At 51.5% G+C, this 19,698-nt stretch carries 12 protein-coding genes; 6 read left to right on the top strand and 6 right to left on the bottom strand.

The window, feature by feature from the left end; translation table 11 throughout:
* Positions 1-79: 79 nt before the first annotated feature.
* Positions 80-1,324 carry a BamA/TamA family outer membrane protein gene (locus ACYVEA_RS00535; protein WP_461111336.1) on the bottom strand — a complete coding sequence of 415 codons (1,245 nt, stop codon included), beginning with the start codon at positions 1,322-1,324 and terminating at the stop codon, positions 80-82.
* A 185-nt stretch (positions 1,325-1,509) separates the two neighbouring features.
* Positions 1,510-2,358 carry a histidine phosphatase family protein gene (locus tag ACYVEA_RS00530; RefSeq protein WP_461111335.1) on the bottom strand — a complete coding sequence of 283 codons (849 nt, stop codon included), beginning with the start codon at positions 2,356-2,358 and terminating at the stop codon, positions 1,510-1,512.
* A 214-nt stretch (positions 2,359-2,572) separates the two neighbouring features.
* Between ACYVEA_RS00530 and ACYVEA_RS00525 the strand changes: the two genes are divergently transcribed.
* Positions 2,573-5,632, top strand: a complete 3,060-nt coding sequence (locus ACYVEA_RS00525; protein WP_461111334.1) for an amidohydrolase family protein — start codon at positions 2,573-2,575, stop codon at positions 5,630-5,632.
* Between the two features lie 97 nt (positions 5,633-5,729).
* The gene (locus ACYVEA_RS00520; RefSeq protein ID WP_461111333.1) at positions 5,730-7,034 is read left to right on the top strand and encodes an amidohydrolase family protein; all 1,305 of its coding nucleotides are present in this window, start codon (positions 5,730-5,732) and stop codon (positions 7,032-7,034) included.
* Positions 7,035-7,304: 270 nt separating this feature from the next.
* On the opposite strand, the gene ACYVEA_RS00515 is transcribed toward ACYVEA_RS00520, so the two are convergent.
* Positions 7,305-9,518 carry a B12-binding domain-containing radical SAM protein gene (locus ACYVEA_RS00515; RefSeq protein ID WP_461111332.1) on the bottom strand — a complete coding sequence of 738 codons (2,214 nt, stop codon included), beginning with the start codon at positions 9,516-9,518 and terminating at the stop codon, positions 7,305-7,307.
* A 291-nt stretch (positions 9,519-9,809) separates the two neighbouring features.
* Between ACYVEA_RS00515 and ACYVEA_RS00510 the strand changes: the two genes are divergently transcribed.
* Positions 9,810-12,413, top strand: a complete 2,604-nt coding sequence (locus ACYVEA_RS00510; RefSeq protein ID WP_461111331.1) for a GH116 family glycosyl-hydrolase — start codon at positions 9,810-9,812, stop codon at positions 12,411-12,413.
* 211 nt (positions 12,414-12,624) lie between these two features.
* On the opposite strand, the gene ACYVEA_RS00505 is transcribed toward ACYVEA_RS00510, so the two are convergent.
* Positions 12,625-15,612, bottom strand: a complete 2,988-nt coding sequence (locus tag ACYVEA_RS00505) for a S9 family peptidase (protein ID WP_461111330.1) — start codon at positions 15,610-15,612, stop codon at positions 12,625-12,627.
* 81 nt (positions 15,613-15,693) lie between these two features.
* On the opposite strand from ACYVEA_RS00505, the gene ACYVEA_RS00500 reads away from it, so the two are divergent.
* On the top strand, positions 15,694-16,368 hold the full coding sequence (locus tag ACYVEA_RS00500; protein WP_461111329.1) for a DUF6624 domain-containing protein: 675 nt from the start codon (positions 15,694-15,696) through the stop codon (positions 16,366-16,368).
* A gap of 41 nt (positions 16,369-16,409) precedes the next feature.
* On the opposite strand, the gene ACYVEA_RS00495 is transcribed toward ACYVEA_RS00500, so the two are convergent.
* Entirely contained in the window at positions 16,410-17,483 is a 1,074-nt protein-coding gene (locus tag ACYVEA_RS00495; protein ID WP_461111328.1) for a glycoside hydrolase family 130 protein, read from the bottom strand.
* A 190-nt stretch (positions 17,484-17,673) separates the two neighbouring features.
* Here ACYVEA_RS00495 and ACYVEA_RS00490 point away from each other — a divergent pair, with 190 nt between their 5' ends.
* Both ACYVEA_RS00490 and ACYVEA_RS00485 read left to right on the top strand, forming a co-directional pair.
* Positions 17,674-17,922 (top strand): adhesin, encoded by a 249-nt coding sequence (locus tag ACYVEA_RS00490; RefSeq protein ID WP_461111327.1) that lies wholly within the window; start codon positions 17,674-17,676, stop codon positions 17,920-17,922.
* A gap of 86 nt (positions 17,923-18,008) precedes the next feature.
* Positions 18,009-18,188 (top strand): hypothetical protein, encoded by a 180-nt coding sequence (locus ACYVEA_RS00485; protein WP_093822983.1) that lies wholly within the window; start codon positions 18,009-18,011, stop codon positions 18,186-18,188.
* 70 nt (positions 18,189-18,258) lie between these two features.
* Here the strand turns inward: ACYVEA_RS00485 and ACYVEA_RS00480 are convergent, their stop codons facing one another.
* Positions 18,259-19,530: a chorismate-binding protein gene (locus ACYVEA_RS00480; protein WP_461111326.1), complete on the bottom strand. Its 1,272-nt coding sequence runs from the start codon at positions 19,528-19,530 to the stop codon at positions 18,259-18,261.
* Positions 19,531-19,698: the final 168 nt, after the last annotated feature.

Here is a 19,698-nt window from a genome sequence, read left to right as displayed (position 1 = left end):
CTTGATTAAACGAAAAGATAGTGGTTTCACACTGATGGCCGCTCGTATGTTTGTCACGGAATGGACACACAATCGATCCTCAAAATACTTCGCCTAAATTGAAAAACAAGCCATGGGAGCCGTCCATACCGAAGCCGTAATCAATGGAGAGGTTTGTGCGGGATACTTTGTTCATTTTGAGCCGTAAACCCGCGCCAACAGCTGGGACGATTTTTTCGAAATTCCCGCTGGGCTGCTCCGTTACGGTTTGGGCGTTGGCAAAGATGACCCCGCCCAACAAGCGGTCGGTCGTGATGTGGAAACGGTATTCACTTTCGACATACAGCAGGTTCTTACCCCGAAAACGCCCCTGAATAAAGCCACGTCCCATGTTTCCGCTGCTATCCCAGCCCGTACTGGGTAGGTCCAGAAAGGGCGGATTGCCACTTAAAGTCAGGGAATTATACGACCAGAGCGCCAGTATGTTATCCGACGATATAGGCAAGTGAACGTATTTGCGCGTCTCCACCAGGAGCGACTGATACGTATTGTCGCTGCCCAAAAAGACTTCATTCGCCCGCAGCACCGCATTGGCATACAAGCCTCCGGATGGATTTATGGCGTTCCGTCGATTATCATATACTACGTGCAATGTCGGACCAGAGGAAACAGATCGCCCTTCGACGCCGTATGGATACCGCGAAATACGGGTCAGCTCCCGGTCGCGCGCGTAACTTTGTACGTTCCAGTGGAGATCCAGATGATACCCAATACCCACATAGAAATTAGGCGCCAGCTGACGTAGTAAACCCTGATATAGCCGGAGGTAGGCGTAATCCATGTTGATTATCCGGTCGGTGGAGGTATACATACCCAACCCATAGGTAGCCTGTGGGTAATGCATAAGCCGCCAGTCGTTGGTCCATAGAAGGCGATTATCGGGCAGCCAGATTGATGAGCTGTTGGTGAAAATGACCTGCCCATTCTGCGTATAGGAAAGCTGGCTGGTTACCGACGACATGTTAGCTCTTGGATTGCGAAAGGCTGCGTTCACCAGCACCGCTACTAATCCTCGCGTTTGTAACGTATAGCCAACCTGTGGAATCACCAGCAGAAAATGCTTGCCTTCGCGCAGGGCCGCGGAGTCGTGTGGAGTAATTGGCAGGCGTGGACACCAGCGTTTGACCAAATCGGCAATATCCTGATAGTGAACAACTTTAGGCGTGGTCGGTGAATCGTATTTCTCGCCTGACGAATCCGGTAACTGCGCCTGGGCAGCGCAGTAAGTGGTCAGTACGGATACAAGTAGTAGTAGCCCCACAAATAAACTGATCCGGCATTTCATGGGGTAGTACTAAGGAAGTCAACAAAAGTAGGAAACAGAGAAGTGTCGTCAACCGTAACAAGCTAACACGTTGCTCATCCAAACGCAAAAAAATAGCTGAATGTTGCAGGCTGATTTCCGGAGATCCTTTACTCGCTCAACGCCATGTTTTACGTCACAAAAACATATTCATAATTGATGGGGGTTTACTGAGCTAAATCTGTCCAGTCTTTCACCGGAATTGTTCCTGCATACATAGTGGTTTTGTTTTCATTTATGGTAAATAGTGCCGCATCGCCCCATTGCAGCTTATTCAGCAGATCACAATCAGGTTGTTGAACCCGTATACCCGTATGCGTAACGAAAATTGTGTTTTTTGTATCGCGGGGCTGACTGGCGGCCAACTTGAGCGTGTTATCGCAGCGATTTGCTTCATCATAAACCGTTAGTGTCAACTCGTTCGTCTGCTGAATGGCCAGTCCGGTCGCCATTTGTGAAGCCGTGGTAAAAGCCCGGCAAAATTCACTGGAGAGCATTCGACCTATAGGAATGTCGAGCCGTTTGATTGTTTTGCCAATGTTAGCGGCATCCTGCACTCCCTGATTATTTAACTGACGGGCCAGCTTCGAGTCGCAGGATTTCCACCAGTCGGGCACTGCCGAAGCGGTTTGATCACTACCTACATCGGCTGCGGCATGGCGGAAAATCAGGACGTTGTTGCCGCTACGTAGCAATTGGAAAAGGGCCGCACTGGGTGTAACGGCAATAGAAAGCACCAGACTGTCGGACGGATTATCCGGGTGTTTAATAATCACCTGTTGCATGCCTGACGTGGCCGGTGCTGCATAAGTGAGCATATTGTTCTGGTCCTGACTTACCTCTCCGCCTGTAGTTCGCCATTTGGCCGCCTGATTCAACTTGAATTTCACCACGCCGGACGGTGTTACCAACGCTGCTTTACCATCGAATCCCTGGATTTCTAAAGGCAGAACAGGAGTTGGATCGCTGCAGGACAAAAACAGGAGAAGAAAAACGATACAGAAACTGGTTTTCATAGGCAAAAGATACGTGGTAAATCAGTTTTCATCACAAGGGATTATACTATAAACTAATTGCATGAAAACGTGAACCGGATCAACAAAATGATTGTCCAGGGAAACTCCGTTTGTGATTAATACATTTTGCAAAATCTTCTTTGGGTAAAATGTCCGAAAGCGTGTTTAGTTCCGTAATTTTGAGGGTTAACCCAATCATCAACTTGTCAATTTCATGATAAAACATTTCCTGACTGGCCTGTTCACGGCCGGTTTGTTGTATTCGGCTGCCGCTCAGACCACCTTCCCGCGCAATGGCGTCTACGATGAGCGACCGGGGATATACGCCTTCAACAATGCTACCATTGTCGTTGATCCTCAAACGACACTACAAAACGCAACGCTGCTTATTCGGGATGGTCGAATCGAGGCCGTTGGCACCAATGTCAGTCTGCCCGCCGGGGCTGTCGTTGCCGATCTGAAAGGGAAGCGAATCTACCCCGCCCTGATCGATATTGATTCCGACTATGGCATGCCCGAACTGACCCGCACGGGCGGTCCAGGTGGTGGCCGGGGTGGTGTGCCACAACTGGAATCGAACAAGAAAGGCGCCTACTACTGGAATCAGGCGATTCAGCCTGAGAATGATGCCAGTATGATTTTCAAAGCGAATCCAACCAAAGCCGATGAACTGCGTAAGCTGGGTTTTGGCGCGGTGCTGACGCATCAGCATGATGGTATTGCACGGGGTACGGGCGCGTTGGTAACCCTCGCCGATGACCGCGAAAATATAGTGGTGCTGAAGCCAAACGTTACGGCGCACTATTCATTCAGCAAAGGTTCGTCGGGGCAACAGTACCCAAACTCGATGATGGGCGTAGTCGCCCTCATCCGTCAGGCGATGTATGATGCCGACTGGTATAAAAAGGGCGGTAGTAAGGAGCAGGCGAACATGTCGCTGGAGGCTTTTAACCGGAATCAGGCTCTGCCCGCCATTTTTGAGGCTAATGATAAACTGGGTATCATTCGGGCCGACAAAATCGGTGATGAGTTTGGTGTTCAGTACATTATCCGGAGTTCGGGTGATGAATATCAGCGCATTGACGAAGTGAAAGCCACGGGTGCCTCGCTGATCGTACCGTTAAATTTCCCGCAGGCCTACGATGTCGAAGATGCCTGGGACGCTGACAACGTATCGATTGCTGAACTCAAGCACTGGGAGATGGCGCCCATGAATGCCGGATTTCTGGCAAAGGCAGCCGTTCCGTTTGCGTTGACAACGGCAGGGCTTAAAAACAAGGCTGATTTCTGGGCCAATCTCCGCAAGGCAATTGACAATGGGCTGTCGGAAGAGAAAGCGCTGGCCGCGTTGACGACCGTACCCGCCAAGTTGATTCGGGTTGACGATCAGCTTGGTACGTTGCGAAAAGGGCGCCTGGCGAACTTTATCATTACGTCCGGCAATCTGTTCAGCGCCGACAATGTGATCTATGAGAACTGGATGCGGGGCAAGCAGTACATCGTGACCAACAAAGATGCCGCCGATTTCCGAGGAACCTGGAACATGACGGTTGGTACGCAATCCAACCTGAAACTGAACATCACGGGCAAGTCGATCGAGAAGCCTGACTACCAGATTCTGATCGATACAGTCAAGATAACGCCCAAAGTGGCCTTATCCGGCGATCTGATTTCGATTCAGGTTCAACTGGACAAGAAAAAGCCGGGTACTACGCGCCTGACGGGTTATCGCACCGGAACGACAATCAAAGGGGATGGCGAAACACCAGATGGCAAGCTTATTACGTGGTCGGCAGAGCGTTCGGGTACGGCACCTGCGTCTACATCGGCAACCTCAACAACGGCCGCTCCGGCAAGTACGACCGCACTGGCAACGGTAATGTATCCGTTTGTGGGGATGGGCAATGCCCAGAAGCCGAAAGCGGAAACCGTTATGATACGTAACGCGACGGTCTGGACGAACGAAAAAGACGGCATTCTGACAGGTGCTGACGTGTTCGTTACGGGCGGTAAGATTTCTAAAGTTGGTAAAGGCCTCCCCGTTCCGGCTGATGTCAAAGTTATCGACGGAACGGGTAAACACCTCACCAGCGGCATCATCGACGAACATTCCCACATCGCTTTGATGTCGATCAATGAAGGCGGGCAGTCGAGTTCAGCCGAGGTGCGGATGGCGGACGTTATCAACCCGGACGACATCAACATTTACCGTCAGTTGGCGGGTGGTGTCACGGCATCGCAGTTGCTTCACGGCTCGGCCAATGCCATTGGTGGTCAGTCGGCGATTGTGAAATTGAAATGGGGTGAACCGGCTGAAGGCATGCTGATCAAAGGCGCTGACGGGTTTATCAAGTTCGCCCTGGGTGAGAACGTAAAACAAGCAAATTACCCGAATCCGGGTGTGCTGACGCGTTTTCCGCAATCCCGTATGGGGGTTGAGCAAGTGTATATGGACCACTTCACGCGGGCCAAAGAATACGCGGCTGGCTGGGCGGCTTATAACAAATTAAGTGCTAAAGAGAAAGCGGCTGCCATTGCCCCCCGCCGGGATATTGAACTCGACGCGCTAGCCGAAATTCTGGCTAACAAACGCTTCATTACGTGTCACTCCTATGTGCAGTCTGAAATTAACATGCTGCTTAAAGTGGCTGATTCCCTGCACTTTAAGGTCAATACGTTTACGCACATTCTGGAAGGCTACAAACTGGCCGACAAGATGGCGAAGCATGGCGCGGGTGGTTCGTCGTTCGCCGACTGGTGGGCGTACAAAATGGAAGTACACGATGCGATTCCCTACAACGCGGCTCTCATGCACCGCCAGGGCGTAACGGTTTCGATTAACTCCGACGATGCCGAAATGGCCCGCCGATTGAATCAGGAAGCGGCTAAAACGGTCGAATACGGGGGCATGACCGAAGAAGATGCCTGGAAAATGGTGACGCTGAATCCCGCTAAACTGCTGCACCTGGATAGTCACATGGGGAGTGTTAAAGTGGGTAAAGATGCCGATCTGGTGCTGTGGAATGCAAGCCCGCTGGCCATCTACGCCCGCCCTGAAATCACGATGATTGACGGCGCTATCTACTTTAGCCTCAGGGACGAAGATCCGAAACGGGATGCCATGCAGGCTGAACGGGGACGCCTGATCCAGAAAATGCTGGCCGCAAAATCCGGTGGCGCTTCGACCACGAAACCGACGTTCAAGCGGGCTCGGATGTGGCATTGCGAAGACGTTGAAGGTGTTCTGGCAGAAGGCGAGGAGGAAGGGAAATAGGGTTTACGGTTTGCGGTATACAGTGGGCTGACGCGTCAGCAGGTTCGCGCATCAACCTACCGTATACCACAAACCGAATACCGTAAACTGAAAAAACATGAAAAAACTACTAATTCCAATATTAGCCCTGACGGTACTCACGAGTTACGGTCAAAATCCGGCTCCGGCAAGGCCGCAGACTAAAACCATCGCGCTGATGAGCGGTACGGTTCACGTTGGCAACGGACAGGTGATCCCAAATGGCATCGTGCTCTTCAGTAACGGAGTCATCACCAATGTCGTTGACGGTACGCTCGTCAAACTCAACCTTACCGACGTCGAGGTGATCGACGTATCGGGCAAGCACGTTTATCCAGGAATTATTTCCCCCGCATCGACGGTGGGTTTGCAGGAAACGGGCGCTGTCCGGGCGACGGTGGATAAGCAGGAAATTGGCATTCTGAATCCCAACATTCGGTCGCTGATTGCCTACAACACCGATTCTGAAATCATTCCGACGATACGTAATAACGGTGTGTTGATTACCCAGGCGATGCCCCAGGGTGGCACGGTTTCGGGGAGTTCAAGTGTGATGCTGGCCGACGGCTGGAACTGGGAAGATGCTGCGCTGGTAAAAGATGATGGCATCTGGCTCAACTGGCCAACCTATTTCGCCCGTAATTTCAACTTCGAGGATTTTACAACCGAAATCAAGAAAAACGACAAACGCACCCAGGCGATTGATGCCTTGAAAAGCACGTTTGCCGACGCCAAAGCGTATGCCGCCTTGCCAAATCCGACGCCCAGTAACCTCAAACTGGAGTCTATGCGCGGCCTGTTTTCGGGTAAACAGAACTTGTACGTCCGGGCTGATTATGGCAAAGACATCATTGAGGCCGTTACGTTCGCGAAGTCGATGGGTGTGCCCAAAGTGGTGATCGTTGGGGGCGAAGAAGCTAACCGAGTAGCTACGTTCCTGAAGGATAATAACGTGCCGGTTATTCTGAGCGGCCTGCACCGGCTGCCCAACCGCGAAGACGAAGACGTGGACCTGCCTTACCGGATGCCGGGTATCCTGCAAAAGGCGGGCGTACTGGTTGGCCTGAGTTATGCAGACGAATGGTGGCGGACCCGTAACCTGCCGTTTCTGGCAGGCACTGCCGCTGGCTTCGGCGTCACGGATCGTGAAGAAGCGCTGAAAATGGTTACCTCGAACACAGCCAAAATTCTGGGTATCGACAAGCTCGTTGGTACGTTGGAAAAAGGTAAACAGGCGACCTTATTCGTGTCGGCGGGGGATGCGCTAGACATGCGTACGAACATAATCGAACAGGTATTTATTCAAGGCCGCAAAGTCAACCTGGACGATCGGCACAAGCGGTTGTACAAGACCTACAAGGATAAGTACGAGCAGCAGAAATAGGCTTGTAATGGTATAACAAAAAGCGCGAAACGGCTTCCGTTTCGCGCTTTTTGTTAGGCGGTAGTTTGGCGTAGTCATTGTTTGGCGTAGTCTCCGACTACGTCATGGTGTTACCCGGTCTCCGACCGGTCTGGTAAGCTGTCATCGTATTATTTTGACAATAGTATTCCGGTCGGAGACCGGATAACGCCGTGACGTAGTCGGAGACTACGCCAAACAATGACTGCGCTAAACAATGACTACGCCAAACAATAGGCTGCCAACCGAAAATCAAACAATGAGCAAGCCATGTTCCCGGAGCTTTGCCCAGGTTGGCGATTGAATAAAGGTGTCAAAACTTCCGGGCTGATCGGCTTCGAAATCGGTTTTTAGTTGGGCGAATGAATAAGGCTCATGTGGACCGATTATGAGTTTGGGTAGTACGTCCAGCAACCACTTACTTAAGGTAACGGGCGTTTCGAGTAGCCATTGACCTTGTTTGCTGTAGAATTCCAATTCAGCCATCTCGACCACCTTTCGACCTTTCTGCAACTCGAATACTTCCATGCTTGGTAGCTTACCCGGCCAGATAACAAAAGCATTTGGGCGTGGGTCTTTGTCAGGGTTCTGGCTGATTGCTTTCTCAATGTAACGCGGAGGAATGGACGTAGCAGGTATGGTAAACGTAAACCATTTTTGGAGCGGCAGGTCGAACCCTACGTCGTGCATGTAGTTAAACAGCGACTTGCGTAAGCCCTCCGAAAATAGATCGTGGTCGGCACCGGTCGGGTCCGTGTGTTCCAGGTCATTATCGGCAAAAATGACAGAACGGTCCGTCGCGACGGCAGGGCCGATCTGCATGACGTCGAAAGCGGCCGGGTCAACGCCAACAGGGCTGTGGGCGGTCATGGCAAACCGGTGCCAGAAGCCCGACTGAACTACGCCGTTCATGAACAATTGACGGACCATCTCCAGTGAATCGACCGTTTCCTGGATCGTTTGCGTTGGAAAACCATACATCAGATAGGCATGAACCATGATGCCAGCCTGGGTAAACGCATCGGCGACGCGGGCCACCTGCGCTACCGTCACGCCCTTTTTCATGCGATCCAGCAAGCGGTCGGACGCCACTTCCAGGCCACCCGACACGGCAATACAGCCTGATGCCTTCAGCAACGTGCAGAGGTCTGGCGTAAAACTGGCTTCAAATCGAATGTTCGTCCACCAGGTCACGGTTAACTTCCGCCGGATAATTTCCAGCGCCAGCTCGCGCATGAGGGCGGGCGGTGCGGCTTCGTCAACGAAGTGAAATCCATGCTGACCCGTCTGCTCGATAATCTCTTCGATCCGGTCGGCGAGGAGCGAGGCCGTAACGGGCTCGTAGCGTTTAATGTAATCCAGCGTAATATCGCAGAATGAACATTTACCCCAATAACAACCGTGGGCCAGCGTCAGTTTATTCCAGCGACCATCACTCCACAGTCGATGCATCGGGTTGACGACTTCAATGACCGACAGGTAATCATGCAAAGGAAGGTCGCGGTAATTGGGCGTACCGGTTTCGCGTTGTGGTACGTCTTTCTCGCGGGCACCGTTATGATACGTCACCACGCCATTCGTTCGGGCAAACACCCGCTTTAGTTGACTCCGTTCGCGCTGGCCTGATAGATGTTCCAGCAAGGAGAGGAGTGGCGCTTCCCCGTCATCGAGACAAATAAAATCCACATAATCAAAGACGCGGGGTTCGGTCAGGGAACGGAGTTCGGTGTTTGCGTAGCCTCCACCCATCACGATTTTTATGTCAGGATGATGTTGCTTCAGGTATTTGCCACAGGTGAGTGCGCCATACAAATTGCCGGGAAAAGGAACTGTCAGGCACACGACGTTTGGCTGCCATTGCTGAATTTTCTGTTCCAGAATCCCAACCAGAATAGCCGATATCTTTGTGTCAGGCGCTTGCAAGGCTTCGTGCAACTCATCGAAATGCGTGGCCGATCGGCCCAACCGTTCGGCGTAGCGGCTAAAGCCGAAATGAGGATCAACGGCTTCCTGGATCAGATCGCTCAAATCTTCGAGATATAACGTAGCGAGATGCCGCGCTTTATCATGGAGTCCCATTGTTCCAAAAGCCCAGTCCAGTTCTTCTAACTGCGCAAAGCGCGAGGCTTCGGGCAGATACGTTCGGTCGCAGATGCTGTGCGCGAGGGTTGGATTTTTGTTTTGCAGGAACCGAATCACCGGATCAATCGTGCTGATGTAATCGTCCTGTAGCTGGCAAATGCGGTAGCTATTGTCGGACAGTTCAGCCTCAGCGGCTTCCAGAGCCGCAAACATGGATGTCAGGCCTTTGCTGGAAAATAAGGCCAGAATGACCTCAATCCCTAAATCAGCCTGGTAGGCCGGAATGTTTTTGGTGTGCAGAAACCCTTTCAGGTAAGCCGTCGCCGGATACGGGGTGTTCAGTTGCGTAAAAGGCGGAGTAATCAATAAAAGGGTTTGATTCACGGCGGTACAAATTCGCAGATAAGAAATTGGCTTATCCTGAATGTGAATAACCTAGCCTTTCGGGCAATGGTTCGTTGGGCGGGAATGTAGCGAGGCTACTAAATAATGCCAAGTATTTAGGGTTCAGGTATTATAACTGGCCTTTCGTAACCTTTTTAAAGCTCGTGCGCAACTTGTTCACGGAGTTAATTCATCAAGCCTTTGCTAAGGGCCGGCTAGGGGCCGTGCCACGGTTCAAAACCGTGGCACGGCCCCTAGCGAAAAGCCTATACATAAACATACCGGAGCCTTATGAAAAACGATTTCTTTCCTCAATCAATTTATTGGCTCGTTAGCTGCCTGATCTTTGCAACACATCCGTGTCTGGCCCAATGGAAACCCGCTCAATGGCCCGTTCTGAAGCATTACGACAAAGATCACCTGCACCAGATTGCGCTGCCACTGGGCGGTATCGGTACGGGAACCGTTTCGCTGGGTGGCCGGGGCGAACTGCGCGATTGGGAGATCATGAATAAACCCGCCAAAGGATTTAGCACGGTTACCGTTGGGAATAATGCGCCGTTTTTTGCGATTAATGTGCGACCGAAAGATGGTGTGGCGATGACAAAAGCCCTGATTGGACCACTGGACCCGGCCGAATACCTGCACTACGAAGGCCGACCCGTTAACCAGCACGGATTTCCGCGTTTTAGGGAAGCGGCTTTCGATGCGGCTTATCCGTTTGGACAGGTCAATCTATCGGATGCAAAAATACCCGTAACCGTCAAAATAAAAGGATTCAATCCGTTCATTCCCGGCGATGCGGATGGCAGTGGCATTCCCATCGCCGTGTTGGCTTACGAGGTGACCAATACCAGCAACGAGCCACAAACGGTTTCGGTGTGCGGTTCAATGCGCAACTACATTGGTAAAGATGGCAGCAAATACGACAAAGACTGGAAGGGTGATATTGTTCCCAAAGGCGCCCGGAAGAATGTGAATGTGTACAAAAGCGGGAACGGCGTGCAGGGAATTTACATGTATTCCGATAGCGTAAACCGGCAGGATGCGGCCTGGGGCACCATAGCCTTAACGACGAACAGTGCAACCGGCGTGAGTTACCGGACCAGCTCGCGATCCAACGATTGGGAAAACGCCATGCTCGATTTCTGGGACGATTTTAGCGCCGACGGAACCCTGACGGAAAAGAGTAAACTCGTTGATGATGACCCGCTGGCCTCACTGGCCGTGCAGAAAGTCATTGCGCCTGGCCAGACACAAACCTTCACGTTTTTTATTAGCTGGAACTTCCCGAATCGGGGCGCCTGGACGTCGTTCTCCACCAAACAGGATCAGGAAACGATTGGCAATTATTACTCAACGCAGTATGCCGATGCCTGGGATGTTATCGCCAAAACGTTGCCGCGTTTACCGCTACTTGAACAGAAAACGCTTCAGTTTGTGAATGCCTTTTTACGTAGTGATTACCCTGACGTTATTAAGGAAGCGGCTTTGTTCAATCTGGCCGCGCTACGTTCCCAAACGGTTTTTCGGATTCCCAGCGGGCACCTGATGGGGTGGGAGGGTGTTTTCGATGAATTCGGTTCCTGCTTTGGGTCCTGTACACACGTCTGGAATTATGAGCAGGCCACCGCTTTTCTGTTCGCCGAGCTATCCCAGTCCATGCGCGACATCGAGTTCAACTATGCAACCAACGACATCGGTAAAATGAGTTTTCGGGTGATGCTGCCCCTCCCGAAAGCGCAGGAGTGGAAGGGTGCCGCTGCCGATGGCCAAATGGGGACGATTCTGAAATTCTATCGTGACTGGCAATTGTCGGGGAATCCCGAATTCCTGAAAAAGAACTGGGGGCAGGTGAAAAAAGTCCTGAATTATACCTGGATTAAAGGCGGATGGGACGGTAATCAGGATGGCGTGATGGAAGGTCGTCAGCATAATACAATGGACGTGGATTATTTCGGGCCGAACCCGCAAATGAGCTTTTGGTACCTCGGTGCCCTGAGAGCGGCTGGTGAAATGGCCGTTGCCATGCACGATAAAGAACTGGCCCGAAAGTGTGACGATCTGTTCAAAAAAGGAAGCGCCTGGGTCGATCAGCATTTGTTCAACGGCACGTATTACGAACAGAAAATCACCGACCCCAAAACGTTTGCCTTTCTGAATTGGGAACAAGATTCAACGGTGAACGTACCGGATTATCAATTGGGCAAAGGATGTCTGGTTGATCAATTGGTTGGGCAGATGATGGCGCATTCGCTGGGCTTGGGCTATCTGGCCGATCGTGGCCACATCCAGACGACGTTGCAAAGCATCATGAAATACAATTACCTGGACAGTTTCGCCGATCATTTCAATAACATGCGTTCCTACGTATTGGGCGACGAATCGGGCTTACTGATGGCGAGCTGGCCGAAAGGACGCCTTAAGGTCCCATTTCCGTACTTTGCCGAATCCATGACCGGCTTCGAATACTGTGCGGCCGTTGGGATGCTCTACGAAGGACAAACCGAAAATGCGCTCAAATGCCTGACCAGCATCCGGAACCGGTTTGACGGCCGCAAACGGAATCCATTTAACGAACCCGAATGTGGGTACCACTACGCCCGGTCAATGACTAGCTGGAATGCGGTGCTGGCCTGGAGTGGTTTCCGCTACTCGGGGGTAACCGAAACCATGACCATTACGTCGAAACCCGGAACGTACTTCTGGTCGAACGGCTCGGCCTGGGGAACCTGCTCGGTTTCCCGCGCGAATTCAACGACGAACGTATCGGTAGCCGTTTTGAGCGGCAAACTTCACCTTCGCCGGTTTACTATTCAGGATGCAGGAACGCATCAACTGGCAAAAACGCAGGAAATCACCGAAGGCAAGACTGTTGAGTTTACGGTTAAGTGAAACTTAATTACAATTAGGTAATCTATATAACCCCCAACCCCCTGAAGGGGGCTTAGGTTGAGAATTGCCGGGCTAAGCCCCCTTCAGGGGGTTGGGGGTTACACGCAAAAGCTATATAGATAGTTCTTATAAGAAAAGCGTCTCAAAGAGTACCAAGCAATATGCCTGATACCATTTGAGACGCTGTTTCAGTTATATTTCGTTTACCAGATTATTCCTTTGAATCCGTAGCCGTCTGGTACTTCATTTCGCCCCGGTCTTTCTCAACGGCACTACGTCCCTCTTTCATCCAGACGGGCATGGGCGCGTCTTTGAGGTAATAATCGAAGTACTGATAGAGCCGGATGCTCAGGTCTTTCGCATTATGACGCTGGGTCAGGTTGTGACCCTCGCCGTTGTAGACTAACATCCAGACGGGTTTATTCAACCGACGTAGCGCCGAAAATAGCTCGATCCCCTGATACCAGGGCACGGCACCATCGGCGTCATTGTGCGTCATCATCAGCGGTGTTTCGATGCGGTTGGCGAAGAAAAGTGGCGAGTTCTCGATGTAATTCATGGGTTTATCCCAGAGCGTACCCCCAATGCGACTTTGCGTTTTTTCGTACTGGAAGGCCCGGCTAATACCCGTTTCCCAGCGAATACCGCCATAGGCCGACGTCATGTTGGCCACGGGCGCCCCTGCTTCGGCCGCCCGGAACAGGTTCGTACGGGTGATGATGTAAGCCGTTTGGTAGCCGCCCCAGCTTTGCCCCTGAATGCCAAGCCGGTCGCGATCGACAAAGCCTTTATCCAGTAAACTTAGCACGCCAGGCACAATGCAGTCATACGCATTGGGTCCAGGCTGGCCTGTTGTGTAGACGATATCCGGCACGAACACCAGATACCCGTTCGAGACACAATACGGAATATTAATCGTTGACCGGCTTGGCGAGGGCGCTTTGTAGTCGTTCAGGGTTTCTGCGTTACGCTCGTAGAAATACGTGAGCATGGGGTATTTCTTGCTGGGGTCGAAGCCTTCGGGTTTGTAAAGCAACCCTTCGAGTTTAATCCCATTGGTACCCACCCACTTCACCAATTCGACGCTGCCCCAGCGGATGCTGTCCTGTTGGGGATTTACCTTCGTCAATTGCACCGGGTTTGCCAACGTCGTGTCGGTCTGGAACAGGTTGATTGGCTCCTGATAGTTGCCGCGATAAAATGTAACAACGGGTGCATTTTTAGCTTTGTTCACGCCGAAATACCGGTGATTACTACGTGTCAGCACGGTGGGTTCGGCAACGGCCAGGCCATTTTTACTCTTCAGGATGCCGGTGGCTTTGTCGCTCTCCCAAATGCCCGTCAGGAATATTTCGTTTTTGGGGTCGATTGCTTTTTCGGGACCGCTAAATCGCCGACCCGGTGTAGCCTCATCGTCATTGTCTACTTCCGCCCGACGTAGCCGGATTTTGTTCTTGCGGCCCCAGCCCGACGTTAGGTTGGTTGGTTTTTCTTTGCCGGTAGGGTCAATCTGCCAGATGTCGTAGCGATCGTAGAGCCATACGTAGCGGTCGCCGGTTGTCCAGCCTGCCGAGCCATACGAACCGGGCAGATTGGGGGTGTCATGCTCTTCATCAAAGAATTTGCTGGGCAGGCCGCGTGTCAAATCAATACGTTTCCCATCCATCACCGACCAGGCCCGCCAGAGCGAATCGCGCTCATCGAACCAGTAGGCGTATTTTCCTTCGGGCGAAAGTTTAGGCTGTGAGGCCATGATGTCATTGGCAATTCGTTTCTTCTCGCCGGTCTGCGTATCAATCAGGTAAAGGTCCGTATGGCCGGGGTCCCATGAGGCCTGAACCTGGTAGGGGAGGTCGCTCAGCCCGAGTAAGTACCGGGGATTGGTTTTTGGATCGAAGTCAACCGTTGGGACTTCGCGGTTGGCCAGGGGCGTAACTTTTCCTGACGTGAGGTCATAGACCGCCAGAAAGCCACGTTCTTTTTCCTCTTTTAGCCGACGTTGCTGCATCGGTTGCAGTCGACTGTCTTTCCAGGTCCAGATGTCCATTCGCACTTTCTCATCTTCGGGCGTCAATGTATCTTTCGTCGGTTTTGGCGCAATGGGCGAGGTGGAGAAATAGAGCCGTTTGCCATCGTCAGAGAACTTTGGTTCGCGATATTCATTCACCGACCAGCGTTTGGGTAAGGTGGCCGTCAGCGTATCGGCAATAACTTTGAATGGTGCTTCGGGAGTCGCGGGCTTACTACGTTTCCCCTTCACCGCAACCGCTGGAGCCAGATTTTTGTAGTACAGCGTAAACACTTTCACGTCGCTTCCTGCGCTATCGGCCGAGGCCATCCAGGTGAGTTGCTGCCCTTTTTTGTCGATGGCTAATCCTTTGTAAATCTTGCGTTTCGAACTAGTATCAACGAGCATGGTTTGCCCATTGGTTGTGTTGAATAAAAATACGCCCGGCACAACCTTGTCACTTGTTTTCAGCGAATCATTGGCTGATTCTTTATTATAAAATATCGCCTGGCCATTGTCTGACATCACTACGTTCGATACGTAGCGAACGGTCTTACGGGTGCCATCGGTCATGTTCAGTATCGTCAGGTCATCACCTTTGGGTTTTTTGGATGGGCCTTTTCGCGTGGCAACTGACGTTGTCGAAACCGGTGCTGATGGATTAAGCGTATCTTTCAGGGAAGAAGCCGTCTTGGGAGTGGCCTTCTCGCTGGCCTCTTTATGCTCCTGCAAGATGGCAAGCCACGAACCTGACTCTTTACCGAACGTAAACGATTTCGCATTGGGTAATTTTGTGGACTTACCCGTCGTTAGGTTCAGCGCGAGCATACTATCCTTGGGCATTTCATCCGGTTTCTTTTTTTTGAGTTTAGCTTTGCGAACGTCCGCTACGGGTACTTTCAGGCGCATCACTAAAAATTTGCTGTCAGGGGTAAACTGTGCCAGGTAACCACGCGGAAAAACATAGCGTGTGCGGTTGCTGTTAGTACCGGTAGCCGTTACCTCCAGTCGGCCATCGCCGTCCTGAGGGTCGATCTGATAGGCAATCCAACGGCCATCGTCAGAAATTTTTTCGGACCGGACACTCTGCCAACGATCATAATCGGCAGCCGTGAGCGGGCGTTTCTGGCTCTGGGCTAAGAGGGAAGTAGTGAGAAAACAACAGATCAGAAGTTGATGGAAGCGATACATGCAAGAGAAAAGTTAGAGACAAACGAAAATAAATAAAAGACAGCACCTTTGCTTGTGCTTCAACTAATTAGCCAGTTTATTATGAGATTTTTACTATTCTTTTTTGGTTGTCTCTCTGTTTCGGCTTTCGGGCAGATTAATAAGCCACTTAAACGCGAACTGGACAGCATGTATGTGCTGGATCAGCGTAATAGACAGTGGCTTACCCAAATGGGGAACAATCAACCGCTAACCGATAGCCTAAGCCTGGTTTACAAAACCGATCGCAAAAAACTGGCTGGTGTATTATGGGCTGAACAGATCAAAACCGATACCAGTAATCTGGCCCGCGCCAATGCGATTCTTAAAGAATATGGGTATCCGGGTAAAACGCTGGTTGGTACGCCCACCAATGAAGCTGTCTTTTACATCATTCAACACGCGCATACAGTGGACCCCTATATGCCCGCGGTCAAAAAAGCGGCCGAAGCGGGGGAGTTACCCTTTCAGCAATACGCGCTTATGCTCGACCGTTCGTTGATGTACGCCCAGAAACCGCAGGTATATGGTACGCAGGTTGCCTGCCGGAAGATCAGAACATCGAATCAGTCGCGGTGTTTCGTCTGGCCCATTGCCGAGTATAGGACTGTAAACCAGCGCCGTAAACAAGCCGGTATTCCGCTTACGGTGGCGGAGAATGCCAACCGGGTGAATGCCGCCTACGATCCCTTACTGACAATGGACATTGCCCGTAAAACATATATTCTGGATTTGTGAGCCCGACGGGAACCGATACACGGGAACGACCCGCGCTAGTGTTATTCTGCTATTAACTCGGCCAGGCCCACACCCGAATCGGCAGCGCCATAATAGACCCAGATTTTACCTGCGTGCTCGCTATTATCAGGCCATTTTATCCAGCCGTTCGAAAACACTACGTTCGGAAAGAAGCCTTCGCGCTCCCAGGGCAACTCGGGTGTTAGGAGCGGTACGTCGGAGCGGGCGAGTACCTTCGTTGGATCATCTTTATCCAGTAAGGCCAGCGCTAATGAATAGGAATGAGTCGAGTCGGCACCGTGGTAACAAACCAGCCAGCCTTCATCCGTTAGCATCGGCTCTGGCCCAGCGCCAATTTTGCCCCCTTCCCAGGAAAAACGGGTATTGAGCAGGGCGGGGCTGGATTGGCCCCGTCCGCCGAACAGATACCGATGGTTCCCCCAATGAACACCATCGGCTGATTCGGCCAGCCAGACCGACGGTTTGCCGATCTCTGCTACCATGGGTCGGTGCAGAAGCATATAGTGGCCATTGATTTTTTGGGGAAATACGGCTACATCTTTGTTCGGCGGTGGCAGAATCATACCAATACGTTCAACATGAACGAAATCGGTTGTCACGGCAAGTCCGACACCCGGCCCATGTTCCGACACGGCGGTATAGGTGATCCAGTATTTTCCTTCCAGAAAGGTAATCCGGGCATCTTCAATGCCATATGATTCATCCATCCGGGCCGGAAAAAGAAATGGTTTTTCGTCAATCGTAAAATGGATACCGTCCTTACTACGGGCCAGCCGCAGATGGCTTAACGAGGTCAGATAAACTTTGCCCTCAAGAGTAACGACACGCGGGTCGTAGGGCTCATCTGGTTCCGGAAAGTGCTTGACCGTCAATGTCGGAACGCCGTCCTGTTCCTCAATGAGGGGTATCGGGAGGTAGCCATTTCGGGCTTTTGGGGCTTCGGCAACGCGCAGGAGAATAAGGACTTCATCGCCAAAAAAACAGGCTGCCGGATTGAACGCGCCCAGCACATCGAAACCGTCAATTGATGGCTTAACATCGCTTGTTTGCAGAATAGGTTGGTTTGATAAGCGCCGAAGCTGGTAATTTTTCATGAATGAAGTAGTAGGTTTATGGATGCGGATTGCTATGTTTGCCAACAGTAATTTGTAGGTCGTCATGTAAACAACTGCAAATTGACTACGTGGTTTCGGGGCGTTTCACCAATTAGTGCATTAATTGAATAAACCTTCCGGGAAAGAGCTGCGTTATGAGAACTGAATTAACTTTTATACTTTATTGACCATGATTTACCAGCCAACGTTTGATCAGGACGAGGACGTGCTGATGTTAAACCCCGATCCCGAAACGTTCGACGACGAGGACGATGATTTTGACGGCGGAGCCGATTTCGATGAACTAGGTTCTGGAGCCGCCAGTGGCTATGGAGCCGATGATCTGGACGACATTGAAGACGAGTTCAGCGAAGATGATCTGGAGGAGTTAGACGATGATTCCATCGATGACGATCTGGATGATGATAGCATGGAGTAAGTCGCCTGTTGTTTCCCGTCAGCCTACCAGTTTGTTGTTCGGGCCGTATCAAAAAAGCAACCCTGTTTTCCTAACTACGTAATACTATGGCACTCAACGAACGAGCAGAAGATCCGGATGAAGAACCGATGGTAACGACCGCCGATGATGATACGGAGGGTACCGCGCCCGATGCAGACACGCAATCATCGGCCGCCAGTGAAGCGGGTAATCGTACGGCCAAAGGAGGTTCCCGTGCGCCAAATGACCCTGCTGAAGGGGAATAAACAGTACTCAGTAAATAATAAAACAGGTATCAATAGGCTTCGTTCATGGGGCTTACTGATACCTGCTTTATTATTTACTGAGTACTGAAAGTAATGTCTGACATTTCATTTCGGTTTCCTGCCATTCGCGTTCAGGAACCGAATCTTCGGTCAATCCCGCACCAGCGTAGAGGGTAGCCAGCCTGCCTTCAAGTTTCATACAGCGGATGTGTACGAAAAGATTACTGGCCGCTCCTTCATTCGTTGTGTCGATGTTTACGGGTCCCAGAAAACCGCTGTAGAGTTCGCGATCGTGGGCTTCATGCCGGTTAATGAAGTTGAACGCTACGTCGCGGGGGGTCCCGCATACAGCCGATGTTGGGTGAAGTAAGCGCAGCATAACCGTTCCAAGCTGCGGGTAGCGCACTGCCTGGGTGTCGACTGTGAAGAAGGTGCTGAGGTGCATAAGATTTCCCGCTATAATCGTTTTTGGGCCTTCTTCTACGTATTCGCGCAGCCGTATTTTCTTGAAACACTCGATAATGTAGCGGTTCACCAGTGCCTGTTCTTCAATTTCTTTCTGCGACCACATCGCTTCCGGGGGGCGTTTGGGCGTGCCATCAGGTTCAAACGCTGACTGAGTGCCGGCCAGTGAAGCCGTCCGGAAAATACCATCAGCGTCGATGCTTACCAAGCGTTCTGGCGTCGCGCTTATCCAGATCTGACCTTTCTCCGGAATAGAAACAGCAGATACAAACGCTGTTGGATAAGCTTGGCAAAGTTTATCAAACAACGTCACCGCATTGGGGGCGTCGGCAAATTGCACCTGCTTTGTACGCGACAGCACTACTTTCCTAAATTCACCCCGCTGCATGGCCTCAACAGCCTCTGCTACGTTACGTACGTATAAGGCCTCCGCACCAGCGTCGGATAGAACGGTGAGCGTTTCTGCATTGGAAGGCTGTTCAGGCTGGGGCTTAGGGAGAGAATGCCAAGCTTGCCAGAACCTATCGGTCATTTCGCCAGAGACTACTTTAACGTCGGCCTGGTTTTCAGCAGAAAAAACAGCCTGAAGGTCGGCTCGCAGGAAAAGGGTCTGATCGGGACTTTGCGTCTCTGTATTGAGGTTGTCGAAGGGGCTGATGAGAAAACCAGCCGGTAATTCATCAAGGTCGGCCGCTATGCGAGGCAATACTTCCTCAAAAGACACAATCAGGTGCTTATCCTGTTGATTGGGCAATCGCCAGAGAGCAGCCGGAAAACCTACCGCCTGAGCCGTTTCCCATAGGTTAACAGAGTCGGGCCGACGGTCGGTAAGGTGTTGGGTACTCGAAATTGTAGTAATGCTGGAATCAGGTTGCATACGTAAACTGCCAACCGGTTAGGGACGACTATCCTTATAACAGATTCTGACGTGAATTTGTGCCGACAGGAGCCGCCGATAGAGCTGGTTATTTTTATAGGCTGTTCACTTTTGGCCAGGAGGGGTTGCCAGTCAGGCTACTTTTACGGCCTTGGCCCGATGATACGG

It is taken from the genome of Spirosoma jeollabukense (genome assembly GCF_054777855.1).
This window is presented reverse-complemented; position numbering and strand designations above follow the sequence as displayed.